This is a genomic window from Novosphingobium sp. ES2-1 (genome assembly GCF_015169775.1).
Taxonomy (GTDB): domain Bacteria; phylum Pseudomonadota; class Alphaproteobacteria; order Sphingomonadales; family Sphingomonadaceae; genus Novosphingobium; species Novosphingobium subterraneum.
The window spans coordinates 2,992,933-3,005,452 of record NZ_CP063445.1 but is presented as its reverse complement, the minus strand read 5'-3'; the positions used below and the strand labels follow the sequence as shown (position 1 = coordinate 3,005,452).

General features: G+C 64.3%; 14 protein-coding genes. 7 read left to right on the top strand and 7 right to left on the bottom strand.

Annotated features, from left to right (window positions below; all coding sequences use genetic code 11):
• Window positions 1–39 precede the first annotated feature (39 nt).
• Complete coding sequence (glpX, locus tag IM701_RS14705) at window positions 40–1,023, bottom strand: class II fructose-bisphosphatase (protein WP_156451962.1); 984 nt, start codon at window positions 1,021–1,023, stop codon at window positions 40–42.
• Window positions 1,024–1,431: 408 nt separating this feature from the next.
• On the opposite strand from glpX, the gene IM701_RS14700 reads away from it, so the two are divergent.
• Window positions 1,432–1,710: a hypothetical protein gene (locus IM701_RS14700; RefSeq protein ID WP_193827337.1), complete on the top strand. Its 279-nt coding sequence runs from the start codon at window positions 1,432–1,434 to the stop codon at window positions 1,708–1,710.
• 12 nt (window positions 1,711–1,722) lie between these two features.
• Here IM701_RS14700 and IM701_RS14695 read toward each other — a convergent pair whose 3' ends face one another.
• Both IM701_RS14695 and IM701_RS14690 read right to left on the bottom strand, forming a co-directional pair.
• Window positions 1,723–3,030 carry a homoserine dehydrogenase gene (locus IM701_RS14695; RefSeq protein ID WP_193827336.1) on the bottom strand — a complete coding sequence of 436 codons (1,308 nt, stop codon included), beginning with the start codon at window positions 3,028–3,030 and terminating at the stop codon, window positions 1,723–1,725.
• Window positions 3,031–3,141: 111 nt separating this feature from the next.
• On the bottom strand, window positions 3,142–4,035 hold the full coding sequence (locus IM701_RS14690; protein ID WP_193827335.1) for a hypothetical protein: 894 nt from the start codon (window positions 4,033–4,035) through the stop codon (window positions 3,142–3,144).
• Window positions 4,036–4,368: 333 nt separating this feature from the next.
• Here IM701_RS14690 and IM701_RS14685 point away from each other — a divergent pair, with 333 nt between their 5' ends.
• From IM701_RS14685 to IM701_RS14670, 4 genes are all read left to right on the top strand, one after another.
• Window positions 4,369–5,031: an energy transducer TonB gene (locus tag IM701_RS14685; protein ID WP_039333390.1), complete on the top strand. Its 663-nt coding sequence runs from the start codon at window positions 4,369–4,371 to the stop codon at window positions 5,029–5,031.
• An 81-nt stretch (window positions 5,032–5,112) separates the two neighbouring features.
• The gene (locus IM701_RS14680; protein ID WP_039333391.1) at window positions 5,113–5,868 is read left to right on the top strand and encodes a MotA/TolQ/ExbB proton channel family protein; all 756 of its coding nucleotides are present in this window, start codon (window positions 5,113–5,115) and stop codon (window positions 5,866–5,868) included.
• A gap of 120 nt (window positions 5,869–5,988) precedes the next feature.
• Window positions 5,989–6,516: a biopolymer transporter ExbD gene (locus IM701_RS14675; RefSeq protein WP_082013322.1), complete on the top strand. Its 528-nt coding sequence runs from the start codon at window positions 5,989–5,991 to the stop codon at window positions 6,514–6,516.
• Between the two features lie 45 nt (window positions 6,517–6,561).
• Window positions 6,562–7,002, top strand: coding sequence for a biopolymer transporter ExbD (locus IM701_RS14670; protein ID WP_039333396.1), 441 nt, complete (start codon window positions 6,562–6,564; stop codon window positions 7,000–7,002).
• A 1,179-nt stretch (window positions 7,003–8,181) separates the two neighbouring features.
• Here IM701_RS14670 and IM701_RS14665 read toward each other — a convergent pair.
• Together IM701_RS14665 and IM701_RS14660 are read right to left on the bottom strand one after the other, a co-directional pair.
• Window positions 8,182–8,529: an arsenate reductase gene (locus tag IM701_RS14665; RefSeq protein WP_193827334.1), complete on the bottom strand. Its 348-nt coding sequence runs from the start codon at window positions 8,527–8,529 to the stop codon at window positions 8,182–8,184.
• The gene (locus IM701_RS14660) at window positions 8,526–8,837 is read right to left on the bottom strand and encodes an antibiotic biosynthesis monooxygenase (RefSeq protein ID WP_062346706.1); all 312 of its coding nucleotides are present in this window, start codon (window positions 8,835–8,837) and stop codon (window positions 8,526–8,528) included. The genes IM701_RS14665 and IM701_RS14660 overlap by 4 nt, the downstream gene beginning before the upstream one ends.
• A 75-nt stretch (window positions 8,838–8,912) precedes the next feature.
• On the opposite strand from IM701_RS14660, the gene aroC reads away from it, so the two are divergent.
• Entirely contained in the window at window positions 8,913–9,995 is a 1,083-nt protein-coding gene (gene aroC / locus IM701_RS14655) for a chorismate synthase (protein WP_193827333.1), read from the top strand.
• Window positions 9,996–10,085: 90 nt separating this feature from the next.
• A complete protein-coding gene (locus IM701_RS14650) occupies window positions 10,086–11,405 on the top strand; it encodes a dicarboxylate/amino acid:cation symporter (RefSeq protein ID WP_082734705.1) in 1,320 nt (439 codons plus the stop codon).
• Between the two features lie 3 nt (window positions 11,406–11,408).
• On the opposite strand, the gene IM701_RS14645 is transcribed toward IM701_RS14650, so the two are convergent.
• Both IM701_RS14645 and nth read right to left on the bottom strand, forming a co-directional pair.
• Window positions 11,409–11,813 (bottom strand): hypothetical protein, encoded by a 405-nt coding sequence (locus tag IM701_RS14645; protein WP_062346710.1) that lies wholly within the window; start codon window positions 11,811–11,813, stop codon window positions 11,409–11,411.
• On the bottom strand, window positions 11,810–12,520 hold the full coding sequence (gene nth / locus IM701_RS14640; protein WP_062346712.1) for an endonuclease III: 711 nt from the start codon (window positions 12,518–12,520) through the stop codon (window positions 11,810–11,812). The genes IM701_RS14645 and nth overlap by 4 nt, the downstream gene beginning before the upstream one ends.

Genomic DNA, 12,520 nt, shown 5'->3' with positions numbered 1-12,520 from the left:
CCATGGCATCCGGCCTTGCAGTCAACCCATGCACAGTGGTCAGCGGCCCCTGCGGTGCTCGCCCTTGACCCAGCGCACGGTGCCGGATGAGGCGCGCATCACCACGCTTTCGGTGGTCATCACGCCGCTCTTGTGCACCTTGACGCCTGCCAGCAGCGAGCCGTCGGTCACGCCGGTAGCGGCAAAGATGCAGTCACCCTTGGCCAGCTCGATCAGGTCATACTGCTTGTTCAGGTCCTCGATGCCCCACTTGCGGGCGCGGGCCTTCTCGTCCTCGTTGCGGAACAGCAGGCGGCCCTTGAACTGCCCGCCAACGCAGCGCAGCGCTGCTGCGGCAAGCACGCCTTCCGGAGCGCCGCCAGTGCCCATGTACATGTCGACGCCGGTTTCCTCGTTGGTCACCGCGATCACGCCCGCCACGTCACCATCGGGGATCAGCTTGATGCCGCAACCCAGCGAGCGCAGCTCAGCAATCAGGGCAGAATGGCGCGGACGATCCAGCACGCAGACGTTGATGTCGCCGGGAGCGACGCCCTTGGCCGCTGCCACGGCCTTCACGTTCTCGGTGGGCGACTTGTCGAGGTCGATGATCCCGTCGGGATAGCCGGGGCCACAGGCCAGCTTGTCCATGTAGACGTCCGGTGCGTTGAGCAGGCCGCCTTCTTCAGCCACGGCCAGCACGGCAAGTGCGTTGGGGCCATCCTTGGCGGTGATGGTCGTGCCTTCGAGCGGATCGAGAGCGATGTCGATCTTCGGGCCCTTGCCTGGCGCCGCGCCGACCTTTTCGCCGATATAGAGCATTGGCGCCTCGTCGCGCTCGCCTTCGCCGATCACCACGGTGCCGTCCATGTAGAGTTCGTTGAAGGCAGCCCGCATGGCTTCCACTGCCGCAGCATCGGCGGCCTTCTCGTCTCCACGGCCGATCAGGCGCGAGGCGCCAATCGCCGCGGCCTCGGTCACCCGGACCATTTCGAGCACGAGGACGCGGTCAAGAACCTGCGAAGCGGCGGGATTTTTGGTCATTTCGGTCACGATGGCTCCAGCTTGGTCGGGTGGTGACGAATCTAGCACGAGTATTGTCATGGTTCAGCCGATGTGCAGCATTTCCCCGGCAGACCCGGCTCGACGCGGCGCACAAGCTGTGCAAACGTATGCGCAAACATCACTATGTCTCGCAAAAGGCAATGCGTGGCACAGATGACGCTGGTGTGACCTGGCACTAGACGTGAGGTAAGGGTCTTGTCGAGACAGAGAGTGGCAGTTCTGGCAGGCCTTGCGCTTCTTTTTGGCGCTTGTCCCGCGTCTGCGCAGGATCAGGCGCCCGCGGCAACTCCGGCGAAGCAGGGGCCGGTCGTACCTGGTGCGGCGACCAGCGACGCGGAAGTTGCGCGAAACCTGCTGACCACTTCCCAGACCCAGCGGTGCAGGCCGATGCAGAGGTCTGACGGAACCATCGTGGTCTGCGGCGGCAAGGACGCGAGCGACCGCGAGCGCGTGCCGCTTCGTGACGAAACCGACGGCGCAAAGTCGACCGACGACGGCCTGCCCCGCGCGCCGAACGTCTCGGGCCTGCGCGATTGCAGCCGGGGCTGCATCGGCCTTGGCGGCAAGCCCCACGAGATCTACATGTTCGATATCAAGGCGCTGCCGCCACCGCCGCCGGGCTCGGATGCGGACCGGATTGCCAAGGGCGAAATCCCCGCGCCCTGACGGCGGCGGTCGTTATTCGCCGAGGATATGCATGACCAGCGGCGGCTCTGCCAGAACCGGTGAGCCATCAAGCAGGCGCAGCGCTTCGCTGATCGCGCTTTCCGGCCCTTCGTGCGTGACCAGCGAGACCATGACCGGCGCGTTGTCGGCCCCGCCCTTCTGGATCAGGCTTTCGATGGATACGCCCGCATCGCGCATCGCCGCAGTGATCTCGGCCAGAACACCGGGGCGGTCCGCGACGTTGAAGCGGATATAGGCCTTGCCGGTACGGTGGCCCACGTCTGCGGGAGCCGCATGATCGAGTTCGGCCACGGGAATCGAGAACGGCGCACCGATATCGCCGCGGGCAATGTCGATAAGGTCGGCCACGACCGCACTGGCCGTGGGGCCATCACCGGCGCCCGCGCCCTGAAACAGCAGGCGGCCGACGAAGTTGCCCTCCGCGACGACGGCATTCGTGGCACCATCGACATGGGCGAGCGGGTGGTCGCGGTGGACGAGATGCGGGTGCACGCGCTGGAACAGGCGGCGGTTGCCGGCGGCGTCGACCTCCGTCTCGGCCATGCCGATCAGGCGGATATAGTAGCCGAGCGCATCGGCCTGCGCGATATCGGCCGCCAGCACGCGGCGAATGCCGGTCGCTGCAACCGGCGCGAAGTCTACCGCGGTGCCGAACGCGATCGAGGAGAGGATCGAGAGCTTGTGGGCAGCGTCGATGCCGTCGATGTCGAAGGTCGGATCGGCCTCCGCATAGCCCTTGGCCTGCGCCTCGGCGAGGACGTCGGCAAAGTCGCGGCCGGTGTCCTCCATGGTCGAGAGGATGTAATTGCAGGTGCCGTTGAGGATGCCGTAGACCCGCGCGATCTCGTTGGCGGCAACGCCTTCCTTCAGGCCCTTGATGACCGGGATGCCACCGGCGACTGCCGCCTCGAACTTGAGAGCGACTTTCGCCGCCTCGGCCTTCGTCGCCAGTTCCACGCCGTGGTGCGCGATCATGGCCTTGTTGGCGGTGACCAGCGCCTTGCCTGCTTCGAACGTGGTGCGAGCAAGCGCGAGCGCCGGACCATCGGCACCGCCGACCAGCTCGACCACCACGTCGACGTCGGGCCGCTCGCCCAGGATGACCATGTCGTCTTCCCAGGCATAGCGCGAGACGTCGAAGCCCCGGTCCTTTTGGCGATTGCGCGCGCTGACGGTGGTAATGACGATCGGACGACCCGCACGCCTTGCGATGAGGTCCGCATTGGCCTCGATCAACCGGATTACCCCGCCGCCGACCGTGCCCAGCCCGGCCAGCGCGATGCGCAAAGGTTCGCTCATGTCATTCCCGTCCGCTGAAACTGGCAGATGCCATCAGCAAATTATGCCAATAACAGATTCTGCGCGGCGGGCCTTAGGAGACATGAGCGAGGCGGGCAACCTCGCGTTTGATCAGCGCTCCACTGCGGGCCGGTTGCGGCTGCACTCGCCAAGCTGGGCAATGACGAAGGCGTAATCGTCGGCTGCGGCGCGGACGTGCGCAGCGCTGCCGGAGAGACTCGCGCCCGGTGGCATCTGCGCAGGCAGGCTGCAGGCAAGGCGATACCACGTAAGCGTGTCGCGGGCGGGCGGGCGGGCTGCCTGGTCGACGATCTCGGACAGGCTGACACCCCAGGTCCGCCCCATGCCCGGGCGGCGGACGACAGAGAGCGACACGGGCGCATTGTTCTGGGTTTGCAGGAACACCTGCGTCTCGCCTTCGCCGACAAGATTGCCGGGAACATGCAGGACCTCGCGCACGCCCTTGATCCGCGGCGGCGCGTCGGGCGAAAGCATTTCGGTGAGAATCGCGCGCGTCCGCATCTCGGTTTCGCCTGACCAGGGCAACTGCGCGCCCGCATCGACAAGGCTGATCTCTCCGGCGCGACCGGGCACGGTCCTTGCAAACAGCAGCATGACCGCCTTCGAAAGCTTCGGGACTTTCCCCCGGGCATCGAGCGGAACATCGGCCAGATAGCGCACGGTCTCGCCCATGGCGGGGCCAGTCAGCACGGTCTGGGTGCGGGCTTCGATCAGCACGCGGGCCATTCCCGGGGCTACGCCGGGAGCCTGTTCGGGCTTGAGCCGCGATGCCTTGCGCACCTGCACGCGCAGCACGGTCTCGGCAGCGTCGGCCAGCGAGGCAAGGTCGGCGTAGGTAACAGAAGGCGCCGCCCCGGCGGTGACAGCGCCGTCATCACGCCGAATCGCTGATTGCTGAGCGCTGGCCGAGGTGGCTGCGAATCCTGAAAAGAGCATTGCGAAGGCAGCGGCAGGGAGCGCAGCATTCGATACAAACCTAGGCATAACAGGGTCTCCGGCGGAATCCGCGCTTCGTTTCTGGCTGATTTCAGGCAGTGCAACCATGAATCACGAGTTAACGGATAAAGCATTTGCGCGCCTTTGGCTTCGCCGTTAAAGATGCGCCGGTTCGGGCAATCCAAAACAAGCAGCCCGACGCTTGCCGCCGCCAAACCCCCTGGTTTGATGTCGGCGGACCGGGTTGCCGGCAGGGTGGATTGAAATTTGCTGGATTGGCCTTCGGGCAGGACGGTGATCCTGCGCGCGGGCACCACCTTGGTCAGGGCCGTCATGCGCGTGCTCCGGGCCCGGGTGGGCGATCAGGAGTATTGGAGCTGAATGGCATACGCTGACCAACAGATGAGCGGTAACAAGATCACCGCGCTCATCGTCGTTGCGATTCTTCATGTCGCCGTTGGCTACGCGCTCGTTACGGGCCTGGCTCAAGAGGCGTTCAAGAAGGTCAAAGAGGTGACCTCGGCGGTCAACATCGAGGAAGAGAAGCCGCCGGAGGAGCCGCCGCCGCCGCCGCCTCCGAAGGAGAACACGCCGCCGCCGCCGATCGTCGCGCCTCCGCCGCCGATCAGCTTCAACGCGCCGGCGCCGCAGGTTCAGACGGTCAATGAAGCTCCTCCGATTCCGGCTCCGCCGGCGCCGGTTGCGCTTCCTGCACCGCCTGCCGCTCCGCCCCCGCCGCGCTTCCAGCCCAAGGGCGCTGCGCCAAAGGGCAATCCCGGCAACTGGGCGACGTCGAACGACTACCCCTCGCGTGCGCTTCGCGAAGAGCGTGAAGGCACCACGGGTTTCCGTGTCACGGTCGGTACCGACGGCAAGGTGACGGACTGCCAGATCACCAGATCTTCAGGCAGCCCGGATCTTGACGAGGCGACCTGCGCCAACGTCCGCCGCCGCGCGCGTTTCACGCCCGCGACCGACGGTGAAGGCCAGCCGACCACGGGCTCGTATTCGAACTCGATCCGCTGGGTCATCCCGAAGGATTGATCCGCACCGCGGAGCTGACACGAGAGCCTGGTCCGACCGGCACTCACGCACTTTGATTTGAATTGAAGAGGAAGACTCGCAATGTTCATCTACGCTCTTGCTGCCGCCGCTGGCGCCGCAGCGCCGCAGAAGTCCTTCGGCATCAAGGAAGCCCTGTTCCCGAACGGTCAGCCGAACTGGATCGGCATCGCCACCCTCGTGATCCTCGCGATCATGTCGTTCGGTTCGTTCTACATCCTGTTCACCAAGCTCATGGAGCAGAACAAGATCATCGGCCAGTACAAGAACATCGGCACGTTCTGGCGCGCTCCCTCGCTGCGTGAAGGCGCTGCGAAGCTCGAAAAGAACTCGGCATGGCGCCAGATCGTCGACGACGGCATCGCCGCCGAAGACCAGCACGGCAAGATGACCGACGCCATGGAAGCCCATGACTGGCTGCACGGTTCGCTCGCCCGCTCGGAAGCGTTCGTGAACGCTCGCCTCGCCGGCGGCCTTCCGTTCCTCGCCACCGTCGGTGCTACCGCTCCGTTCATCGGTCTGTTCGGTACCGTGGTCGGCATCTACAACGCGCTGATCAACATCGGCCTCGCCGGTTCGGCCTCGATCGACAAGGTCGCAGGTCCGGTCGGTGAAGCTCTGATCATGACCGCGCTGGGTCTTCTCGTCGCCGTTCCGGCCGTGCTTGCCTACAACTGGCTGCAGGCTCGGAACAAGAAGATCGCAGAGCTGCTCTCGGGCTTCTCGACCGACATCCTGGCGAACATCAACTCGAAGGGCGCTGTGAAGCCTGCTCTTCCGGCTGCTCCGGCCACCCCGGCCGCTCCGGTCAAGAAGTAAGCAAAGAACCGGGTCGGCGGCATGTCGCCGGCCCCTTTCCGGAACGCGGGTCCCAGGCCGGAGTCTTTCTCCGGATCGCTCCGGCCCCTCTCGCGGCTCAAAACGGATAGGATGTAACCCATGGCAATGTCTGTAGGCGGCGCTGGCGGAGAAGAACGCCCGATGTCGGACATCAACACCACGCCGCTCGTGGACGTGATGCTGGTGCTGCTGATCATCTTCCTCATCGCGGTGCCCGTCGCGATCCAGTCGATCGAGAAGCTCAAAGTCCCCGTGCTTGTCAGCGAGGAATCGCAGGACAAGGTCGAGAACCTGATGCTGTCGGTCGTCTCGACGGACGCCGCAGGCCGTAGCCCGAAGGAACCCGGTTACGAGGGTTCTTCGCGCACCGGCCAGTGCCGCGTCTATTTCAACAACATCACCCCGGTGGACAACCAGGAGCTGTACCAGCAGGCTTTCAATCGCCTCGATGCGATCGTGAAGCGTGAAGGCGGCGCCGCCAACATGGACCCCGAGAAGATCCCCGAAGTGCATATCCGTGGCGACGTGAACGTGCCGTGGAAGTGCATCGCAGGGGCCATCTACAACGTCCAGTCCGCTGGCTATCCCAAAGTCGGCTTCATCTCGACGCCGGTCGATCCGGGCTAAGCCCGGACCCTCGACAGGTCCAGAGAGCGAACAGGAGTACCAACCATGGCAATGAGCGGCGGCAAGGATGATGGCTCGCCGATGATGGAAATGAACACGACGCCGTTGATCGACGTCATGCTCGTTCTCCTCATCATGTTCATCATCACCATCCCGGTGGCCACGCATGCGGTGAACATCGACCTCCCGCAGCCGACGAACATCCCCAACAACGTCACGATCGATCCGATCAAGAACAAGCTGGTGCTGACCGCGACCAACCAGATCCTCTGGAATGGTGCTTCGGTAAGCGAAGGCCAGCTGGTCTCGATCATCGCCTCGACGAAGGGGATCAACCCCGAGCCGGAACTGCAGTTCCAGCCCGAGGAATTCGCCAGCTACGAGATCGCGAACCGGCTGATGAAGATCATCACGGACGCCAAGGTCACGAAGTTCGGCTTCGTCGGCAACGAGAACTTCGCCACTTTCGAAAAGGGTCCGAACTAAGGACTTAGCCCGAGGGCTGAAGACAAGAGGGAGCGGTGCGAACCGCTCCCTTTTTTGTTGTGGCAAAGCTTCTGCACCCACGCCTGCTTGGGAAGGGTGTTTCGCGCGGAGGCGCGGAGAAGGTTACGCGCTTGTTTCTCGCAAAGGCACAGAGGGAGCAGAGATCGCAGAGAAGAAAGAGGTATCTGACCCAACGATACAAAGACACGAAGATGGCGCGCCATGTGGCAAAGCCGCCTCACAATGCTGGCATTTCGTGCGATCGGCACTGAAGGCCTGCGGCGCGCGCAATCCCTTTGCGTCTTCCCGTCTTTGCGCATGACAGCCCGGGCGCAGGCCGTACTCTTTTCCGCGATCTCTGCTCGCTCCGCGCCTCTGCGAGAAACCCTTCTTCTCTCCAACAAAGAGCATCATCCGCTGGCGAATGCGGACCGGTGACGCCGGGGGAGGTGCAGATCGCGCGACCGGTGCGGTGCCGTTGTGGCACGCAGCGGGGAGGGCGCGGGACCGGGTGCGAGTGGCCGGGGGGCGGTTCCGGGCCCCTTGTCGGCTCAGCCTGATGGTCGGACACATGTGAAAGGACGAAGCCTTGGCAGCGGCTCGCGTACTGCCTTGGCTTCTGGCAAGCGGCTGCGTGAAAAGAACCTGTCGTTTGTGCTGACACTGTCGCACAATCATGGCGGGTTCCGCATCCGCAGCGTCGCTCAGGGTTCGGCGCCGTGCTATCAGCCCTGGGGTGTCCTGTCTGTCCTTGGGTAACGGCAGGGTTTGCCCGGTGGGTCTGGGCTTTACGCCCCGCATTGAACCCGCTGCGCACCTGCCGCACCGATCGCGCCGGAAGCCTCCGCACACAGCGTCAGCTTCCGAAGGGAGAGGAGCGGGTTGGCCTTGTGCCCTCTCCTGACCTGTGGGCGGAGCATGTAACCTATATGGTTCGTTTTGTCAAGTTATCTTTGCACCACCCTCAGTCGTCATCCCGGGCTTTGACCCGGGATCCCGCTCCCTTGGTTCACAGGAAGCGCAGAAGAAAAGCCCAGCCCCGGGTCAAGCCCGGGGCGACGACTGTTCTTGGAGTGTTGGTGGCGCGCGAGGACAGAGAGACTCCGGCTCCAGACCAGCACGACGATTAGGATCGCTGATAACTGCAAGGGCAGATCGGCGTCACGTTACGAGACGAAATCAGGTTAATGCCGAGGTCCACTCCGCCTCCTTGAAACCGACCAGCAAGCCGCCCCGATGCTCCACGATAGGGCGCTTGATGACGGAAGTGTTTTCGGCGAGCACGGCGGGGGCGTCGTCTCCGGCAAGGGTGGCCTTCTGGGCGTCGTCGAGCTTGCGGAATGTCGTGCCGGCCTTGTTCACCACCTTGTCGAGTCCGGCGGCGGCGATCCATCGGGCGATCCGGGCGGGGTCGGCACCCTGCTTCTTGTAGTCATGGAAGGTGTAGGCGATGCCCTGCTTGTCGAGCCAGACCCGCGCCTTCTTGACCGTGTCGCAGTTGGGGATGCCGTAGACGGTGATGCTCATGAGTCCTGCCTGTTGAAGCGGTGCACGCGCGTTGGCGTGCCCGCGAAAAGGGTATAGCTCTCGTAGTATTCGGTGCGGCCCCTTGCCTGCATTTCGGCGTGATGGGCAACGCGGCGCCATGCCAGTGCCGATGCCTCATCCTCCCATTCAGACAGGGCAATGACCTCGCCGTCGTCGGCAGTATAGCTCTTGAAGGCGAGGTAACCGGGCTGCCGGGCGGCGAGCTCTTCCATCGCCTGGGCATCGGCAGAGTAGGCGGCGGCATCGATATCGGCGCGCTTGCGGTTGCGGAAGACGACGAGGAACATGGGGCAAGCGATAGCGCGATGGCCCGCGCGCCGAAAGGTGGACTTTTCCGCGCATCTGCGACAAAGCGCCATCCCATGAGCCTGAACAGCTTCGGTCACCTCTTCCGTTTCACCACCTGGGGCGAAAGCCACGGGCCCGCGATTGGCGCGGTGGTCGACGGCTGCCCTCCCGGCCTTGCCATCAGCGAGGCACAGATCCAGCCGTTCCTCGACGCGCGCCGCCCCGGCCAGTCGCGCTTTACCACGCAGCGGCAGGAGCCGGACCAGGTGCGCATCCTCTCGGGCGTGTTCGAGGGCCCAGATGGTGTCAGACGCACGACGGGAACGCCGATCAGCCTGATGATCGAGAACGTGGACCAGCGTTCGAAGGACTATGGCGACGTGGCCAAGGCCTATCGCCCCGGTCACGCCGACTATGCCTATGATGCCAAGTACGGTTTCCGCGACTATCGCGGCGGCGGGCGCTCGTCGGCGCGCGAGACGGCTTCGCGCGTGGCCGCTGGCGCCGTGGCGCGTCTGGTCATCCCCGAAGTCCAGATCCTTGCCTGGGTCAGCGAAATCGGTGGCGACCGCATCGACATGGATCACTTCGATGCCGACGAGATCGGCCGCAACCCGTTCTTCTGCCCGGATTCGTGGGCGGCGGCGCGCTGGGAAAAGCGGGTCGACGAGGCGCGCAAATCGGGCTCGTCGCTGGGTGCGGTGGTGGAATGCGTGGCGACGGGGGTTCCGGCCGGCTGGGGCGCACCGCTCTATGCCAAGCTCGATGCCGAACTCGCCCATGCGATGATGGGCATCAATGCGGTCAAGGGCGTGGAGATCGGCGACGGCTTCGAAGCGGCGCGCAATACCGGCGAAGGCAACGCCGATCCGATGCGGCCGGGTTCCGGGGCGCCTGAATTCCTGGCGAACCACGCGGGCGGCATTGCCGGCGGCATTTCGACCGGGCAGCCGGTGACGGTGCGCGTGGCGTTCAAGCCGACGTCCTCAATCCTCACGCCGATGCCGACGATCACGCAAGAGGGTGAGGCGACCGAGCTGTTCACCAAGGGCCGCCATGACCCATGCGTGGGCATTCGCGGGGTTCCTGTGGTTGAGGCGATGATGGCGCTGGTGCTGGCGGACCAGAAGCTGCTGCACCGGGGGCAAGTCGGCTAAAAGCGGCTGCTGTTAAAAGATCGGCGGCGGTTGAGCCGCTGGTGAAAGGTCGTTAGTCTCCTCTGCAACAAAATTGCGGGAGCACGTTTCTTGGCCAAGCGCCTTACCCTCTACATCGTGATCGGCATGGTGCTCGGCATCCTCGTCGGTTACGTGCTCAACACCAGCTATCCCAAGGGCGACGAAACGCTGGCGCAGATCGCCGATACGCTGAAGCTGCTGCCTGACATCTTCCTGCACCTGATCAAGATGATCATCGCGCCCCTGATTCTGGCGACGCTGGTGACGGGCATCGCCGGAATGGGCGACAGCGCGGCGCTGGGCCGGATCGGCGGGCGGGCGCTGGCATGGTTCATCACCGCCAGCCTGATCTCGATCGGTCTCGGCCTCTTGCTGGTGAACCTTTTCAAGCCAGGGGTGGGGCTGGAATTCACGGCCGCCGGGCCAGTGGGCGATCTGGCGACGGCGGACTTCACCTTGCGCCACTTCGTGCTCGAGATTTTCCCGACCAGTGCCCTCGACGCGATGGCTAAGAACAACGTGCTGCAGATCCTCGTGTTCTCGCTGTTCGCGGGCGTGGCGCTGTCGGCCATCGGCGAGACCGGGGCGCCGATCGTGCGCGGCTGCGAGGCGCTGGCGCATCTCATGCTGCAGATCACCGACTATGTCATGCGCATGGCGCCGCTTGCCGTGTTCGGGGCGCTGGCTTCGGTGATCGCGACCAAGGGGCTCGGCATCGTCGTGACCTATGGCGTGTTCGTCTCGGAGTTCTACTTCGGGCTGCTGCTGCTGTGGATCATCCTGCTGACGCTGGGCGGGATCTTCCTCAAGGGCCGCATCTTCCTTCTGGCGCGTTACATTCGCGAGCCGCTGCTGCTGGCGTTTTCGACCGCGAGTTCCGAATCAGCGCTGCCCAAGCTGTTCGAACAACTCGACCGCTTCGGCGTGCCGCGCCGCATTTCAGGGTTCGTGCTGCCGCTGGGCTACAGCTTCAACCTCGACGGTTCGATGATGTACACCAGCTTTGCGACGATGTTCATCGCGCAGGCCTATGGCATCGAGCTTTCCATGGGGCAGCAGATCGCCATGCTGCTGACGCTGATGGTGACCTCGAAGGGCATTGCCGGGGTGCCGCGCGCAAGCCTCGTGGTGATTGCCGCCACGCTGACGCAATTCGGGCTGCCGCTCGAGGGCATCGCCCTGCTGCTCGGCGTCGATACCTTCCTGGACATGGGGCGCACCGCCACCAACGTCGTCGGCAATGCAGTGGCGACCTCGGTCATCACCAAGTGGGAAGGCATGTTGCAACCGCCGCTGGACCCCGATGCCGAGCCACCGCACGCACCTGCCCATACCGTGGCCGATGGTCGGGCAGGGCTTAACCTCGACCCGGTCAACTACGAGAAGTAGGCCCTATTTCTCCAGTTCGACCGGAGTGAATTCGCCCAGACCGCAGGCGCCCCGGTTGATCGGGCCGGGGCCGCCGTTGTTCACCAGCACCGTGATGATGTCGACATTGCAGAGCTGGGTGAGCGAGGTCGAGTAGGAGAAAGCGCGCTCGAACCCGAGGCTGAAGCAACGGTTGGGCAGGGTGTTGCGATACCACTGGCCGCCGCTGGTGCGGAAGTCGATGGTCCAGTCATCGCGGACCTGGCTTTCGCGGATGGTCTGGAGAGGCAGGCAATTGACCGGCTTGCCGACGACCTTTGCCTTGGGAATGTCGCTACGGTGGCCGTCATTGCCCTGTTTTGCATCGGCAGTGCAGCCGGCCACGGCCAGTGCCACCCCTGCGATCAGAAATGGAGTCACGCGCTTCATGCCTTGCTCTCCTTCCTTGCCTTCTGGCCTGCGGGAGCCTTTGCCTTCCTGGCCTGGGCGGGCCTGGCTCCTTTCTCCAGAACCTTGCCCTTGAAGCTGCAAAGATCAACCAGCCCGCAGTGCCAGCATTCGGGCGTCCGCGCCTTGCACACATAGCGTCCGTGCAGGATCAGCCAGTGGTGCGCGCCGACGCGAAACGGCTGGGGAACCTTCTTCTCCAGCCCTTTCTCAACGGCGAGTGGCGTCTTTCCCTTCGCAAGGCCGGTGCGATTGCCGACACGGAAGATATGCGTATCGACCGCAAAGGTTTCCGCGCCGAACGCGCAGTTCATCACGACGTTGGCGGTCTTGCGGCCAACGCCGGGGAGCTGCGTGAGGAGATCGCGGTCTGCCGGAACCTCGCCGCCGTGTTCGCGCACAAGGATTTCGGCCATGGCCATGACGTTCTTGGCCTTGGAATTGAACAGGCCGATGGTCTTGATGTGCTGCTTCAGGCCCTCCTCGCCAAGGTCGAGCATGTCCTGCGGCGTCTTGACGATGGCGAACAGCTTGCGCGTCGCCTTGTTCACGCCGACGTCGGTCGCCTGTGCCGAGAGCGTGACGGCCACCAGCAACTGGTAGACGTTGCCGTATTCCAGCTCTGTCTCGGGCGAGGGGTTGGCCTCGGCGAGGCGGCGGAAAAATTCGAAGATGTCCGCCGACTTCAT